We start from the raw sequence: 15,444 nt of genomic DNA on the forward strand, positions 1-15,444 counted from the left end.
CCGGCGGCTAGCCCCTCGAGGTCATAAGGCAAATCAACCAAAAAGGCAAAGAGCGCCTTTCCGGTTGATTCGCCTTATGCTTGTCGGGGCTGACCAAGCCGCCTGCGCTTTTGGTTCATCCAGCTCCGGCGGCTAGCCCCTCGAGGTCATAAGGCAAATCAACCAAAAAGGCAAAGAGCGCCTTTCCGGTTGATTCGCCTTATGCTTGTCGGGGCTGACCAGCCGCCTGCGCTTTTGGTTTAGTCATGTCTTTTATGCTTGTTTAGTAGTTCTTTTAGCATATTTATGATGGTGGCACGTTCGCTTTTGTTAAAGCTTTGAGTCCATCCTGAGATAAGTCCTTCTTCTTCAGGTGATAAGTCCCGCTGCAAACCATCCACAAAGACTTCTTTTATTTCATCTCTTGCATATTTGGGGCTGATAGATTCATGTTTCATAAAATGACCTCCTTTATTCTCCTTTACTCTTTTCCCCTTGCAAAATAATACAAACATCCAAACTCTCTAGTCGAAGATTTAGTTATGTAATGAGTCGATTAAGGCAAAGATAGTAAGAAAAATCTAAGGAGAAAACAATGTCTCTTCCTTTCTTCATTTCCATATTGATCATGCTGATATATATTGTCAGTTTTATGCGAAAGAAGCTTTCATTCACTTCAAACTCCATACAGTTCATGGTGTTATCGATCATTTCAACGAATTACATTACTATTATGACCAATAAACTGGAGTGGATTAAGGCCTCAGAGGACGTCACTCAATTCATCAGCTTATTGATAAACCGGGAATGCATTTTGCCATTAGTCGGGATTGTCATGGTGAATGGTTACTTGAATTACGGAAATAGAACTCATCAATTCTTTTTATACGTTTGCTTGCTATTTTTTATCAGTGGATTGGATATCCTTCACATACACTTTAAAACGCTTGAGTATCCCCAATGGAGCCTGTTAAATACAATTATCATTAATGGAACATACTTATTGATTTGTATTTGGATAGGACTAGGGCTATATTATTTGCAGAAAAAGGAGGAGCGAGACAGTGGACAGAATCTATGAGAGATCATTTGACATAAACGAGTGGTTTATCATCATTAGTCTCATCGTTCTCCTTTTGTTGATCTGGATTACGCCAAAAATATTCTCATTCCTTGAAGGGTTAAGTTATTATATTTATGGCATATCTATAGGAATGTTCTATGATCATACGATAAGTATACCTCCATGGGATTTCTATGATGTCAATGACAGTTCCGCTTACCAGGCAATTGACTTTATAAGTTACATCATGTATGGCCCTTATAGTTATTTCTTCATATACATATATAAAAAGATAAAGATAAGAGGGATTATGAATCTTGCTTATTTATTGATTTGGACAGCTTTTTCTATCTTAATGGAATGGTTCACAGTCAGAATCGGTATATTCCATTTCGATAAAGGGTATGAAATGTATTGGTCGATTCCCATATATATGGCTGTCCAAAGCATTCAACTATTGTTTCATCATACAATAAATCAGAGTGACTAGTGTTTGGAAAAAACCAAAAAAACCAGAAACCATGATGCATCATGGTTTCTGGTTTTCATTATAGGGGAAGGACAACCTCATATTGATTGAATCCGATATCCTCAAGAGCCTGTTTTAAGCTTGAGCTTGTTTTTAAATCGTCGAAGGTAATACCCAGATTCCCTAAAGTATGGGCAACTTCAGGACGGATACCGGTTAATACCGATTGGACACCCATCATTTTTAAAGCATTTACAATTTGATAGATATTATGCGAAACCATCGTATCCATGATGGCTACACCTGATATATCAATAAATAAATAGTCCAGTTGTAATTCAGAGCTTTTCTTTAGAGCCGTTTCCATAACAGAGCTGGCTCTATGAGTATCAATTTCCCCGATAAGAGGAAGTATCGCAATTTTGTCAGCTATCGGCACAATCGGTGCTGATAGTTCATCCATAGCAGTATGAACAAGGGCCAACTGATCTTTCTGTTGCTTAATAAATAACTCATTGAAAAGATAAGCAATTTCGTCGAGTAAGGGATTTATCTTATTATTTGATTGCAACATAATGGAGGCTGAAATTTGTTTGTCGATTTGTTCATTGAAAAAATCCCAAATGGCCGTACGGAATGTGGATAGAGTTTTTGAAGATTCGTTTAGGGAGATACCTTTTTCAATGGCAATAGTCCCGACTTTCTGTGTCCACTCTTTTATTTTAATAAGAGAATCCTTTTGATTTTCAAATAAAGATTCTCCCAGTATTTGTATTAATTCAATTCTCCATTCTGTGACCTTCTCCATGTTCACACCTGAAAACTTAAGTTGTTCAGAGTATCGTTGTTCCTGATAGTCAATTACACCTTTAGCAATTTCAGATTTATGTGTAACAATTTCTTGACCCAGATATAATAATTCATCTCTCATTCTTTTCAGCCAACTCCTTATACTGCTCATTTATTTAAAACTTTCAAAATAATCTCTTTTAATGGTAATATAGTATATCATAAAATCTAGCAGAATTATATCTATCTTAAAGCCTGGATAATGTACGGATATTAGAAACATCAACTTTATTACAAGGAGTAAATGAAAATGACTCATATATGCATAGTAAGACATGGTCAAACTGAATGGAATCTTTTGGGTAAATTACAAGGTCAAACGGATATACCATTAAATGATACTGGAAAACGTCAAGCAGAAGAGTGCAGAGAGTTTTTGAAGGAATCAGAATGGGATGTTCTCATAACCACTTCTTTGATGAGAGCGAGAAAAACAGCGGATATTATCAATGAATCATTGGAACTGCCAATCGTTGAAATGGATCATTTCAAGGAACGCCATTTTGGTGAGGGTGAGGGATTGTCCCGTGAAGAAAGGATAAAGCGGTATCCTGATTTTAACTTTCCGTATATGGAATCGTACGAAGAGTTGGTCGAGAGGGTGCAGGAGGGGCTGGAAGAGATTCATGCTCAGTTTCCCGACCAGAAGGTACTGTTGGTTGCTCACGGTGCTGTCATCAATGCAGTATTGCGGGAGTTTCATCAAGAAAAGGCAGTTCTCGAGCATATAAAGCTTTTTAACGGCTGCCTGACCAATCTCCATTTCAAGAGTGAACGATGGGCAGTTCATTCCTATAATGAAATAGGTCACCTATCGGAGCATTCAAAAGGTTAAGAGCAGGTAACTTCCTGGAAAGAAGTTATGAATTCTATTATAATTAGAAATGAATATGGGATATTCATGAAACGGTGTGATTTCATTGGCAATAATTTTGTTTGATGGCATATGTAATTTCTGCAATAGTAGTGTGAGATTTATTATCGAACGTGATCCAGAAGGAATATACCAGTTTGCTTCCTTACAAAGTGGGGTTGGTCAACAATTATTGAAGAAGCACAACATTCCTCATACTACAGATAGCTTTGTATTAATTGAAGAAGATAAAGCGTATGTGGAATCAATCGCTGCTTTAAAGGTGAGCTCTCATTTGACATGGCCATGGAAGCTTATCGCTACATGCATAATTGTCCCTAAGCCCCTAAGAGATAGGGTGTACAGATGGATTGCTAAGAATAGATATAAATGGTTTGGAAAGCAAGAGTCTTGTATGCTGCCTTCTGAAAACATAAGAGAACGTTTTATAGAATAGTAAGACTCGGTGGAAATGCCCCCGAGTCTTTTCGTTCCTTATTCAGCGTCAATCGTAGTAACCGAAACCCTTCTTCCAGAACGTGGGCCATCAAACTCACAGAGGTAGATGCCCTGCCAAGTTCCCAATAGAAGCTCTCCATTAGTGACAATGATTGTTTGAGAGTGTCCGACCGTACTTGTCTTTAAATGGGCAGCTGTGTTTCCTTCTCCATGAAGGTCGAGAGTATGTTCCCAAGGATATACCTCGTCTAATCGACGTAAAAAATCTGTTTTTACATCGGGATCAGCATTTTCATTCACCGTGATTCCGGCTGTTGTGTGTAAGGATTGAACCACAACAACACCTTCCTTCATATTTGCATTGGTGATGATGTCTTGGACATAAGTGGTGATATCAATCATCTCATCACGTTTTTTAGTATCGATTGTCAAAGTTTTTATCATGGCAATGACCCTTTCTATCTGATTTTATAGATTCTTCTGCTGATTCGAACTGAGTAAAGGTACGTATGGATCGTTTCAAAGGTCAATACCTTCTATTCACAGGATGCCTCATGATTACTTATGAATGTGCGCCCCTTACGCTCGAATGAAGCTCGGTAACACTTACCGTCTGTTGTCTTGTATAAAGCTTTATACACTTTTTCTTTATTATCAGTGGTATGGGTTTGAATGATTCCAATGATGGTTGAGTCGGGAGATACGGTTTGTAGAGATGTTTCAATGCTAGAGTGCAAAAGGAACCGCTGATAGCCATACAGAATAATAACGCAAGCAACAAGTAAGATGAACATCCAACGGAACCCTTCGAGTAGTAAAGTCTTATTCATTAGAGACTGCTCCTATCTTCTATACATTAGACAAATCCTTTACATTCTCCATAGAATAAGGGCTAAGTATAGCCCTTATAGAATTCAACTTAACTTTTCAAATAATCTTCTTGCAAGGTTTAAAGCAGCCGTGTTATCTCCATGAAGACAAATGGTATCCGCTTTAATTGATAATACCTCACCATCTGTTGAAACTACTTCCTGTTTCTCAACCATCCGTAAGACTTGCTTTTCGACTTCGTTTTCATCATGAAGTACGGCATTGGGAAGGGAACGGGGAGTTAGTGAACCATCAGATTGATAGGTTCGATCGGCAAATACTTCATGAGCAACATGCAATCCGATTTCCTCTCCAGCTTTTGTCAGCTCACTTTGAGAAAGGCCGAACAATGTTAATCCAGGGTCAAGGTCGTATACTGCTTTAGCAATCGATGCAGCCAATTTGGAATCCTTCGCAGCCATATTATAGAGGGCACCATGGGGCTTAACATGTGACAACTTACCTCCTTGTGCCTTAATGAAAGCAAGGAGGGCACCAATTTGATATTGTACAAGGGCATACGCTTCTTTAGGGGATATTTGTATCATTCTTCTCCCGAAGCCTTGAAGATCAGGCAACCCGGGATGAGCACCTATTTTTAAGTTGTGACTTAATGCATTTGTGACGGTTTGTTTCATTACGAGAGGATCTCCTGCATGGAATCCGCAAGCGACATTGACGGAGGAAACGAATTTCATCATTTCTTCATCTTGTCCAATTGTATATGTACCAAAACTTTCTCCTAAATCACAGTTTAAATCGATTTTCATTTTTCCATCCTTTCATCCAATAGAATGAATTGTAACATTCTGAATTCTTATTTATCATATCATAAATTTAATCTCGATGCTTTTCTGATAGAGTTGTGGAGAATCAAGTGAGAAAATGATTTTCTCATCAAATTTTAATCTTGTTCTAATAGAGTTCACTTTTTCACCCGTTACAATGAATCTTGCTTATGAATAAGGATTTATCACTCCCTAAACAAAATGGAAGTGGGGTAGCTTTCTTTTTGTTTAAATCTTTATTATATAAGACCCATTCTAATTTCTTTCCTTTGGAGACAAAAGTTTTGCTGAAGCTTTTGTCTTCTTTTTGTGTATTTATTAGGCAATGGTTAGAATGAAGGGGAAGGAGGGGTCAAATGGATCTTGTATTTAAACAAAACCAAAATGTATTTAATTACAGGGTAGTGGCAGTCTGGATAGAACAGGACCATATTTTATTACATAAACAAGTGGAAGACAATTACTGGTCGTTGCCCGGGGGAAGAGTAGTCATGGGAGAAGCATCACAGGAAAGTTTAAAGAGAGAAATGCAAGAGGAACTAGGGATAGATATTCATGTAGAACAATTGATCATGGTGAACGAAAATTTCTTCCCCTATAAAGAATGGGATTTCCATGAAATTGGTTTCTACTATACAGTGAAAGCCGCAGACAAGGTAATTTTTCAAAAGGACGCCTTTCATGGACTGGAAGGGGATCGTTTATTATATAAGTGGATTCCCCTTGGAGAACTTTCAGAAGTTCAATTATATCCTCAAGAGGTTAAAGATATGTTATCACATCAACCAAATGAAACATTGCATATTGTGTCAAAGAAGTGATGTAAGTGAAGGCGGAGAAGAAGTTCTCCACCTTTTAGACTATATAGTACAACTTACTGTGAATGAGTCAGTTTCAGCTTTACCTTTTGAAACAAAGATTTCCTCTTCCCTTCGCTTCTTTTCGCCTTGGGGTGATGATCGATTACTTTTGTACGTAGAAAATAATTAATGACTTCCTCAGCCAGAATGAGAAGTACAAAAAGTGAAACAATCACGATTATCCAAGTCATAAATATTCCTCCCTTACGATCCCTATCATATTTATGGATATATCTACCACATTATGAATCGAAATAAACATATTGGGATCGCAAAGTGAAGCTTCCTTTATTCTACTCAGCAGATGTAGGGATGCAACTGAAAAAAACGGAGCCTGCATTCAGCCCCGTTTTTTCATCATGTAATGAATCCTTAAGCCTTTTTAGTTGAGAAAGCTTGCGGGGGAGTTTCTGGAACCTTAATGAAAAGTATTCCGACCTGGCTGGAAAGCAGGCTTAGAACTATGAAAATGATAAAGGTATTCAAAGGTTCAATCAACGCTACTATAGGAGGACCTAAAGCGACACCTGTAAACCTCATCGAACTATAAATGGAGGTAATGGTCCCACGGTGTTCTTTCTCGATTCCTTCTGTTATCAATGCATCCAGACAGGGAAGGGCTGCACCCATTCCGATACCAGCAATGGAAAAAATAATCAAGATGATCCATTTTCCTTCAGTAAAGATCAATGGAATGAAAGACACCGAACTCATAATGGATCCAAATACGATGACCCACTTCATCTTGTCTTTGCTCTTTCCGATCAATTTTCCGGTTATATAGGAGGTAAGGCATAAGAAAAGGAGTGGGACTGCTAAATATAGTCCCTTCATTACTCCATTAATTCCATAAGTCTGCTCTAAGCGGGTTGATAAATAATATAAAAATCCAAATAAAGTGAACATGGAAATGATTCCGATAATAAAGATTCCGAAAATCCATTTCTTTTCCTTCATAAGGACGATTCCCACTTCGTGAACAAATTCCTTAATGGTTTGTTTCGCTCCTTCTCCTTTTTTAGCTGGGACTTTTACAAAAACGACGATCAGTAGGATGGATAAAAGTGAAAATACTGGAATGGAAAAAAAGGGAATGAACCAAATCCATGCGGCAAATAATGCACCAAGTATTGGACTTAGAACTTTGCCGAATGTATTAGATGTTTCAATTATGCCCAATCCTTTGGTGATTTGATCATCATCTTCATACAGATCACCGACGGTAGGGATGACGACCGGGAAAGCACCGGCTGCTCCAATTCCTTGAACAACCCTTCCAATAATTACAAAAATATAAGCGTTAGAACCGTAGATGGAAGCAAATCCACAAATGAGGCCACCGATTCCTGCAATGACTAAACTGGGTATTAATATGTTTTTCCTCCCGAAACGATCGGATAAATAACCGGCAATTGGAATGCAGAGTATGGCTATGATGGAGTAAACGGTTATGATCAAGCTTGATTGAAATCCCGTAATGTTAAGCTCCTTTTCTAATTGAGGAAGAACAGGGATCAACATCGAATTCCCTAGTGTCATAACAAAAGGAATAGAGGATAACGCAAGTAAATCTAATTTTTTCTTACTTTCCATTTCGTGCACCTCATTTTTATTTATACAACTCTTATTTTCTTCAACAGGAGCAATTTCATACTATCTAATTATTTGATTATAATATCATTATGTAAACCTAACGTTTCTTTCTTCTCTTAGTGAAAACTTACCCCTTTCTCATTCAATTTTAATGAAAGTCGAGGAAAATGACGGTAATGATAAAAAGGGAGGTAAGAACCATGTGGATTCGAATAATTCCTATTTTATTTTTCAGTTTTACTGCCATTTCACTAATGACGTATCAAGGTATTGAAATCTTTCAAGCGCTTAATGATTTTATTTTCAGCAAAAGTAAAATAAAATAAGACGTATTAAGCATTTAGAGCAGGTGATTGATGTGAAAAGAATTTTAGTCATAGAAGATGAAAAAAATCTCTCCCGGTTCATTGAACTGGAACTTAAATATGAAGGATATGAAGTGGGTCTTGCCTATGATGGAAGAGGGGGCTTAGAGAAGGGTTTAAACGAGGATTGGGACATAATCTTATTGGATCTCATGCTGCCAAATTTAAGCGGACTTGAGGTTTGCAGAAGAATCCGGCAAGTAAAAGCTATTCCGATCCTCATGATCACGGCAAGGGATAGTGTAATGGATCGTGTATCTGGCTTGGACAGCGGTGCAGATGATTATATCGTAAAGCCTTTTGCTATTGAAGAACTGTTAGCGAGATTGAGGGCTGTATTTAGACGAGCCGGAAATGAAGAGGCAGCTCCGACACAAACAACTTATCATTACCGTGATATCACCGTTCAAAAGGAGTCACGTCAAGTATTTAAGTTTGAACAAGAAATCGAGGTTACGAAAAGGGAGTATGATCTTTTACTCGCCTTTTTGGAAAATGAAAATATTGTATTGACCCGGGAAGTCCTTCTCAACAAAGTGTGGGGGTATGATACTGAAGTTGAAACGAACGTAGTGGATGTTTATGTAAGGTACTTGAGAAATAAAATTGATTCGCCTGACGAAGAAAGTTACATCCAAACTGTACGCGGTACCGGGTATGTGATGAGGACATGAATACATTCATGAATCGTTTTAAGCCCTCTTCTCTTAAAGTGAAGTGGGCATTAGCGGCTGGTTCAGCCATATTCCTTGCCTTTTTCTTATTTAGTTTTTTTCAATATCATGCAATCAGTAAGTGGATGGTGGATGAAGAAGAAAATAACTTTGGTCGTGTTCTGGATGAAATTACGGTGTTTTTTAAACAAAAAGGGCCAAATATACAGCTCCAGGACATCTATGATAGCCGGGATTTGATGAAGCAAATCGCTGAAAAGGACCAGACTATACGTATTTTAGATCGTCAGGGTGATCAAGTATTGGAGATACGAGGTGAAAATGAATCAGCTTTTTACGTTCCTTTTCAACCCGTTGGAGAGAAGGCAGTTACACTCATTGAATCTGAGGGGAAACAAATGCTTATTGGGAGATCTCCGATAAGATCTAGTCAATTCAATGGATATATTGAAATTATCCAGCCTTTAAACCGTTATGAAAAGATCATGAAAAACCTGTTCTGGATGATGACCATCACGGGCGTATTAGCGCTATTGATCAGTGCAATTATCGGCTATTTCATGGCTAGAAGCTTTGTACGTCCATTAAATAAGCTTTCTGAAACAATGAGATCCATAGAAAGAAAAGGATTTCATGAAAGAGTGGAGATTGTGAAGGCCCACGATGAAATCAGTGACCTATCTCAAATTTTCAATAAGATGATGAGCGAAATAGAGAAATCGTTTCAGCAACAGCAACAATTTGTTGAAGATGCATCACATGAATTAAGAACGCCCATACAGGTATTAGAAGGACACCTCGCTCTTTTGAACAGGTGGGGAAAAAAAGATCCGTCGATACTGGAAGAATCTTTACAGGTGTCATTGGAAGAACTTGAAAGAGTGAAAAGGCTTATAGGTGAATTGCTGGAGCTTTCCAGGGCGGATCGTGAGAAATTTGACCTTCAAACCGCTCGTGCCAATCCACAAAAAGTGGTTGATAAGGTTATCAAAGACTTTAAATTCCTACATCAAGAACACACTTTTCTGTGCTTGGATGAGTTGGATTTCGAAACGATGGTGATTATTATGCCAAGGCATCTGGAACAAATTATGATCATCCTGTTAGATAATGCCGTTAAATACTCTGATAAACATTCAAACATTGAAATAAAGCTAGTGAATCGTGAAGAAGATGTGATGATCGAGGTGAAAGACGAAGGGATCGGAATTCCAGAAGATGATCTTCCAAAGGTTTTTGACCGGTTCTACCGTGTGGATAAGGCAAGAAATCGTGAACAAGGAGGTTATGGTTTGGGGTTAGCCATCGCGTCAAAGCTTGTCCAAAACTACAACGGTGATATCTTAGCCTTAAGAAACGAACCCGCAGGTACCATTATACGCATCTCTCTTAAGTATGCTCATTAATTGTATTTTACTAGTAAAGACGTCTCAATATTTATCTGAGACGTCTATTTCTGTATATTGCATGTCAATGCTTTTAGGTATTTTCAGTTCTAATATTCCGTCTTTGTATTGAGCCACTGCGCCTTTTTTTTTCACTAGACAAGGGAGTGTGATGACCTGTCTTTCCCCCTGCTCAGGGATGTTCTCGATAATTGCCTGATTCGACGTATGGAAAATTTTCAATTGCTTCATCCACTCTTCACTTGGAACCTGAAACCGGATGTAAATATCCTCAAACGATTCAAAGACATTTGCAGATATTGAATTTGAAGAAGGAGAAGGCTGCCCCCGCTGTGATTTCTGCCCCTGATTGCCCATCGGATTCATAAAGGATTGCGCCCCGCTCATCATGTCATTTGGATTCATCATACCGTCCCATCCGCCCGGGAACATTTTTTTCATCATACCCTGTATATAGGAATCCATTTCATTCGGATTCATCTGATTCATTTGATCTTTCATGTCTTTATTGAAAGGAAATAAACTCCATGGGAACATGTGAACCACCTCACTTTAATCTTTATAGGCCAACTGCCATGATTGTTATATTGTATGCAATGCATGGGCGATGAGTTCATTTGCAAGTGTGAAGAAATTTTACACATAAGGTTTATTTATCATTCTGAAAATCTTATAATCTATAAAAATTTATGAAAAATAACAAAAAATATTTGGTTTTTTTTAGTAACAGTAGTAAGATGGTTTATGAAAAAAGTACCCTCATATCAGGGATACAAGAAGGTGAAAGAGAAAGCGCTTAATAAAATATTATTTCAGAATAGTCGATACACAAAAAGGTTTCCTTGTAATTTATTATGGGAATATAAGTAATATCCGTATGCATAATACGGAAAACAAAATTTTGAGAAATTTGTCATTAAGACTTTATCTTACTACTGCACAGTGATAAAATGTCCTTGTAAGCGTTTTAATGTGTTTAAAATTACTATTCTTGCATAATGAAATATGGCTTTGAAATTGTAAGAATACATGATACCCAAATTATACTAACTGGCAAAATAGTTGGAGGTTTTTCACAATGAAAAAGCAATCGGCAAAAGGGGAACCGTGGCAATCGTTTTACGGACCTAACCTAGGCTATGTAATGGAGGTTTATGAACAATTCTTGGAGGATCCAACAGACGTAGATCCTGAATTGAAAGAATTATTCGAACAATGGGGCCCTCCTACAGCTGAAGACGTACAAGTAATCACAAGTGCTCAGCATGGGGATACATCATTCACGTTGCCGGCACAACCGACTGCGTTAAGTAAAATGGTAGCTGCAGTCAAATTAGCTGATAATATTCGTACATATGGTCATTTAGCTGCGGATATTAATCCCCTTAATGACCGAAATAAAGACACAAGAAGAATTGAACTATCAGAGTTTAATTTATCTGAAGAGGATTTAAAGCAGATTCCTGTTGATTTCTTGTGCCCGAATGCACCTTCTCACATAAAGGATGGTTTGCAGGCAATCAATCATTTAAGACAGGTCTACACTAAAAAACTGGCATTTGAATATGCTCATGTCCATGAGCTTGAAGAAAAGAATTGGTTAAGAGAAAAGATTGAATCAGAATCCTATTTCACTCCTCTTTCAAAAGAAAAGAAACTGGCGTTATTAAAACGCCTCGCCGAAGTGGATGGATTTGAAAAATATATTCACCGTACTTTTGTTGGTCAGAAGCGTTTTTCCATTGAAGGACTGGATACTATGGTGCCTTTACTGGACGAAATGGTTCGTTATTCGGTTGAATCAGGTGCTAAAACAGTCAATATCGGCATGGCACATCGAGGGCGCTTAAATGTATTGGCCCATGTTATCGGTAAACCTTATGAAATGATTTTTGCTGAATTCCAACATGCCCCAAGCAAGGATCTGATTCCTTCAGAAGGATCAATTGGGATTACATATGGATGGACAGGTGATGTTAAGTATCATTTAGGTGCTGATCGCGAAATCTCACCTCTACAGTCTTCAACAGCGAGAGCAAGGGTTACTCTGGCGAATAACCCAAGTCATTTAGAGGTTGTGAGCCCGATTGTGGCTGGTTACACACGTGCTGCACAAGAAGTTCGTGAAGAAAAGGGTTATCCTGCACAATCACCGGAATCTTCCTACGCCATCATGATTCACGGGGATGCTGCCTTCCCTGGACAAGGTGTTGTAGCTGAAACATTAAATATGAGTCAATTACGTGGGTATAACACGGGTGGATCCATTCACCTGATTGCAAACAATATGATCGGCTTCACGACCGAAAGCCGTGATTCCCGCTCTACGAAATATGCATCTGATACTGCCAAAGGCTTTGAAGTTCCTATTGTCCATGTCAATGCAGATGATCCTGAAGCTTGTCTTGCTGCAGCGGTGCTCGCCTATGAATATCGTAAAACATTTGGAAAAGACTTTGTCATTGACCTGATCGGCTACCGTCGCTTTGGTCATAACGAAATGGATGAACCGATGGTGACGAATCCCTTAATGTACTCAGTCATTCAAAATCATCCAAATGTTAAAAAACTATATGCTGAAAAATTAATTTCAGAAGGAATCGTTACAGAAGCAGATGTTGAGAAAATGGATACCGACATCGAAGAAGAATTAAAAGCGGCTTACGATAAAGTACCGGCTAAAGACGATGATCCCGATACGGTTCTTGCTCCACCAGAGTATGTGGCAAACGGCTTACCGGAAATTAATACAAGTGTTGATTTTAATAAGCTAGAAGGTTTAAACAATGAACTGCTTCAATGGCCGGATGGCTTTAATGTGTTCAAGAAGTTGGAGCGCATTTTAAAACGACGCAGTCAGGTGTTTGAAGGTAAAGGGAAAATTGACTGGGCCCATGCTGAGACGTTGGCATTCGCTTCTATCTTGAAGGATGGAACACCGATTCGATTAACGGGACAGGATTCAGAGCGCGGTACATTTGCTCAACGTCACCTGGTCCTTCATGATGAAAAATCCGGTGAAGAATACATTCCTTTACACAACCTTAAGGACAGTCATGCTTCGTTTGTTGTTCTTAATAGTCCCCTTACTGAAACGGCTGTGGTTGGATATGAGTATGGGTACAATGTATTTGCACCTGAGACGTTGGTCCTTTGGGAAGCTCAATTTGGTGATTTCTCCAATATGGCACAGGTGATGTTCGATCAATTCATTTCAGCCGGTCGTGCAAAATGGGGTCAAAAAACCGGCCTGGTTATGCTGTTACCACATGGATACGAAGGTCAAGGGCCTGAACACTCAAGTGCCCGCTTAGAACGCTTCCTGCAACTGGGTGGAGAATATAACTGGACGGTTGCCAACTGTTCAACAGCTGGTCAATACTTCCATATCCTTAGACGTCAAGCTGCCATTTTACAAAAGGAAGAAGTAAGACCACTTGTAATCATGACGCCGAAAAGCCTGCTCCGAAATCAATTCGCAGCTGTCACAGCTGAGGAATTAGCTCACGGAGAATTCCATTCAGTCCTGGAGCAAAAGGGACTTGGTGAGAATCAGGATGCTGTTGAACGGGTTGTATTATGCAGCGGGAAAATTGCGATTGATTTAGAAGAGAAGCTTCAAAATATCGATGATAAGGATTGGTTACACATTCTTAGGGTAGAAGAAATTTATCCTTTCCCTAAAGGTGATATATCAGCTATTCTGGAAAGATATTCAAACCTTAAAGAAATTGTATGGATTCAAGAAGAACCTAAGAATATGGGGGCATGGACATTTGCAGAGTCACGACTCCGCGACATTGCACCTGAGGGTGTTGAAGTACATTATGTCGGCCGTCGCAGACGTTCAAGTCCATCAGAAGGTGAACCAACAGTACACAAAAAAGAACAATCACGAATTATTAACGAAGCGTTAACCCGATAAGAAAGAGGAGGACATCACAGTGGCAGAAATTAAAGTTCCAGAATTAGCAGAATCAATTACAGAAGGTACAATCGCCCAATGGTTGAAACAGCCTGGGGATTATGTGGAAAAGGGCGAATACATCGTTGAGCTGGAAACAGATAAAGTGAATGTTGAAGTCATTTCAGAAGAAGCAGGTACGATTCAAGAACTTAAAGCTGATGAAGGCGATACGGTTGAAGTCGGTCAAGTTATTGCCATTGTAGGTGCAGGAGGTGAAGCTCCAGCTACTTCTGAAACAAAAGAAGAAACTCCTGCCCCTAAACAGGAAGATAAGAAAGAAAAGGCAACTGAAGAAGCACCAGCGAAAGAGGACAAGAAGAATCGTCCAATCGCTTCTCCTGCGGCCCGTAAGTTAGCACGTGAAAAAGGTATCGACCTTTCCGATGTCCCAACAGATCCTCTAGGCCGTGTACGTAAGCAGGACATTGAAGCCTATAGCAATAAGCCGGCTGAAGCTCCATCTAAACCTTCTGTTCAAGAGAAGAAGGCACCTGCGAAAAAAGATGATGGAAAGCCGGTTGTTCGTGAGAAGATGTCACGCCGTCGTCAAACGATTGCGAAACGCTTAGTAGAGGTTCAGCAAACAGCTGCCATGCTTACAACGTTTAATGAGATTGATATGAGCAAAGTAATGGAACTACGTAAACGTAAAAAGGATAAATTCTTTGATGACCACGATGTAAGACTTGGTTTCATGAGTTTCTTTACAAAAGCGGTTGTAGCGGCTCTTAAGAAGTTCCCATACGTGAACGCAGAAATCGATGGGGATGAAATTGTCCTTAAGAAATTCTATGACGTCGGGGTAGCTGTATCTACGGATGATGGACTGGTAGTACCTGTTGTACGCGATTGTGAACGCAAGAACTTTGCAGAAATCGAAGGGGAAATTATGGAACTGGCTACTAAGGCTAGAAACAACAAATTATCTCTTGGGGATCTGCAAGGTGGTTCATTCACGATTACAAATGGTGGGGTCTTCGGTTCATTACTATCAACTCCAATCTTAAATGGACCGCAAGTTGGGATTTTAGGAATGCATAAAATTCAGCTTCGTCCAGTGGCCATTGATAAAGATACAATGGAAAATCGCCCTATGATGTATATTGCTTTATCGTATGATCATAGAATCATTGATGGGAAAGAAGCAGTTGGATTCCTGGCAATGGTGAAAGATTTACTTGAGAATCCAGAAGACTTACTACTTGAAGGATAAGCAGTCCTGATTGAATAGAAATAGATGAATGTTTGG

The 15,444-nt window shown here is 39.0% G+C and carries 18 protein-coding genes; 10 read left to right on the plus strand and 8 right to left on the minus strand.

Annotation, left to right across the window (positions count from 1 at the left end; translation table 11 throughout):
* Positions 1 to 239: 239 nt before the first annotated feature.
* Positions 240 to 437 (minus strand): hypothetical protein, encoded by a 198-nt coding sequence (locus ACQKFO_RS03515; protein ID WP_427596907.1) that lies wholly within the window; start codon positions 435 to 437, stop codon positions 240 to 242.
* A gap of 137 nt (positions 438 to 574) precedes the next feature.
* Between ACQKFO_RS03515 and ACQKFO_RS03520 the strand changes: the two genes are divergently transcribed.
* Entirely contained in the window at positions 575 to 1,060 is a 486-nt protein-coding gene (locus tag ACQKFO_RS03520) for a hypothetical protein (protein ID WP_427596908.1), read from the plus strand.
* Positions 1,044 to 1,532 carry a hypothetical protein gene (locus ACQKFO_RS03525; protein WP_427596909.1) on the plus strand — a complete coding sequence of 163 codons (489 nt, stop codon included), beginning with the start codon at positions 1,044 to 1,046 and terminating at the stop codon, positions 1,530 to 1,532. Before ACQKFO_RS03520 ends, ACQKFO_RS03525 begins: the two co-directional genes overlap by 17 nt.
* 58 nt (positions 1,533 to 1,590) lie before the next feature.
* Here the strand turns inward: ACQKFO_RS03525 and ACQKFO_RS03530 are convergent, their stop codons facing one another.
* Positions 1,591 to 2,442: an STAS domain-containing protein gene (locus ACQKFO_RS03530; RefSeq protein ID WP_427596911.1), complete on the minus strand. Its 852-nt coding sequence runs from the start codon at positions 2,440 to 2,442 to the stop codon at positions 1,591 to 1,593.
* A 168-nt stretch (positions 2,443 to 2,610) separates the two neighbouring features.
* On the opposite strand from ACQKFO_RS03530, the gene ACQKFO_RS03535 reads away from it, so the two are divergent.
* Both ACQKFO_RS03535 and ACQKFO_RS03540 read left to right on the plus strand, forming a co-directional pair.
* Positions 2,611 to 3,195, plus strand: a complete 585-nt coding sequence (locus ACQKFO_RS03535) for a histidine phosphatase family protein (RefSeq protein ID WP_427596912.1) — start codon at positions 2,611 to 2,613, stop codon at positions 3,193 to 3,195.
* A gap of 85 nt (positions 3,196 to 3,280) precedes the next feature.
* On the plus strand, positions 3,281 to 3,670 hold the full coding sequence (locus ACQKFO_RS03540) for a thiol-disulfide oxidoreductase DCC family protein (protein WP_427596913.1): 390 nt from the start codon (positions 3,281 to 3,283) through the stop codon (positions 3,668 to 3,670).
* A gap of 38 nt (positions 3,671 to 3,708) precedes the next feature.
* Here the strand turns inward: ACQKFO_RS03540 and ACQKFO_RS03545 are convergent, their stop codons facing one another.
* The 3 genes from ACQKFO_RS03545 to ACQKFO_RS03555 all read right to left on the minus strand — a co-directional run bounded on the left by ACQKFO_RS03545 (position 3,709) and on the right by ACQKFO_RS03555 (position 5,312).
* Positions 3,709 to 4,116, minus strand: coding sequence for a secondary thiamine-phosphate synthase enzyme YjbQ (locus tag ACQKFO_RS03545; RefSeq protein ID WP_427596914.1), 408 nt, complete (start codon positions 4,114 to 4,116; stop codon positions 3,709 to 3,711).
* Between the two features lie 92 nt (positions 4,117 to 4,208).
* Entirely contained in the window at positions 4,209 to 4,502 is a 294-nt protein-coding gene (locus tag ACQKFO_RS03550; RefSeq protein ID WP_427596916.1) for a hypothetical protein, read from the minus strand.
* Between the two features lie 84 nt (positions 4,503 to 4,586).
* Positions 4,587 to 5,312, minus strand: a complete 726-nt coding sequence (locus ACQKFO_RS03555) for a LamB/YcsF family protein (RefSeq protein ID WP_427596917.1) — start codon at positions 5,310 to 5,312, stop codon at positions 4,587 to 4,589.
* A 374-nt stretch (positions 5,313 to 5,686) separates the two neighbouring features.
* Here ACQKFO_RS03555 and ACQKFO_RS03560 point away from each other — a divergent pair, with 374 nt between their 5' ends.
* Positions 5,687 to 6,151, plus strand: coding sequence for an NUDIX hydrolase (locus tag ACQKFO_RS03560; protein WP_427596918.1), 465 nt, complete (start codon positions 5,687 to 5,689; stop codon positions 6,149 to 6,151).
* 53 nt (positions 6,152 to 6,204) lie between these two features.
* On the opposite strand, the gene ACQKFO_RS03565 is transcribed toward ACQKFO_RS03560, so the two are convergent.
* Together ACQKFO_RS03565 and ACQKFO_RS03570 are read right to left on the minus strand one after the other, a co-directional pair.
* Positions 6,205 to 6,381, minus strand: a complete 177-nt coding sequence (locus ACQKFO_RS03565) for a hypothetical protein (protein WP_427596919.1) — start codon at positions 6,379 to 6,381, stop codon at positions 6,205 to 6,207.
* Between the two features lie 181 nt (positions 6,382 to 6,562).
* Positions 6,563 to 7,783 carry an MFS transporter gene (locus tag ACQKFO_RS03570; RefSeq protein WP_427596920.1) on the minus strand — a complete coding sequence of 407 codons (1,221 nt, stop codon included), beginning with the start codon at positions 7,781 to 7,783 and terminating at the stop codon, positions 6,563 to 6,565.
* A 200-nt stretch (positions 7,784 to 7,983) separates the two neighbouring features.
* Between ACQKFO_RS03570 and ACQKFO_RS03575 the strand changes: the two genes are divergently transcribed.
* Genes ACQKFO_RS03575 through ACQKFO_RS03585 form a run of 3 tightly spaced genes read left to right on the plus strand, consistent with a single transcriptional unit; the run spans position 7,984 to position 10,228 of the window.
* Positions 7,984 to 8,109, plus strand: a complete 126-nt coding sequence (locus tag ACQKFO_RS03575) for a hypothetical protein (RefSeq protein ID WP_427596921.1) — start codon at positions 7,984 to 7,986, stop codon at positions 8,107 to 8,109.
* A gap of 32 nt (positions 8,110 to 8,141) precedes the next feature.
* Entirely contained in the window at positions 8,142 to 8,822 is a 681-nt protein-coding gene (locus ACQKFO_RS03580; RefSeq protein WP_427596922.1) for a response regulator transcription factor, read from the plus strand.
* Positions 8,819 to 10,228 carry a HAMP domain-containing sensor histidine kinase gene (locus ACQKFO_RS03585; RefSeq protein ID WP_427596923.1) on the plus strand — a complete coding sequence of 470 codons (1,410 nt, stop codon included), beginning with the start codon at positions 8,819 to 8,821 and terminating at the stop codon, positions 10,226 to 10,228. Before ACQKFO_RS03580 ends, ACQKFO_RS03585 begins: the two co-directional genes overlap by 4 nt.
* A gap of 24 nt (positions 10,229 to 10,252) precedes the next feature.
* On the opposite strand, the gene ACQKFO_RS03590 is transcribed toward ACQKFO_RS03585, so the two are convergent.
* Positions 10,253 to 10,765, minus strand: coding sequence for an Hsp20/alpha crystallin family protein (locus ACQKFO_RS03590; protein WP_427596924.1), 513 nt, complete (start codon positions 10,763 to 10,765; stop codon positions 10,253 to 10,255).
* Between the two features lie 541 nt (positions 10,766 to 11,306).
* Here ACQKFO_RS03590 and ACQKFO_RS03595 point away from each other — a divergent pair.
* Both ACQKFO_RS03595 and odhB read left to right on the plus strand, forming a co-directional pair.
* Positions 11,307 to 14,153: a 2-oxoglutarate dehydrogenase E1 component gene (locus tag ACQKFO_RS03595; RefSeq protein WP_427596926.1), complete on the plus strand. Its 2,847-nt coding sequence runs from the start codon at positions 11,307 to 11,309 to the stop codon at positions 14,151 to 14,153.
* Positions 14,154 to 14,172: 19 nt separating this feature from the next.
* Positions 14,173 to 15,408, plus strand: coding sequence for a 2-oxoglutarate dehydrogenase complex dihydrolipoyllysine-residue succinyltransferase (gene odhB, locus ACQKFO_RS03600; RefSeq protein ID WP_427596927.1), 1,236 nt, complete (start codon positions 14,173 to 14,175; stop codon positions 15,406 to 15,408).
* Positions 15,409 to 15,444 lie beyond the last annotated feature (36 nt).

This window comes from Rossellomorea sp. NPDC071047, from assembly GCF_050270195.1.
In the GTDB taxonomy this organism is placed as follows: domain Bacteria; phylum Bacillota; class Bacilli; order Bacillales; family Bacillaceae_B; genus Rossellomorea.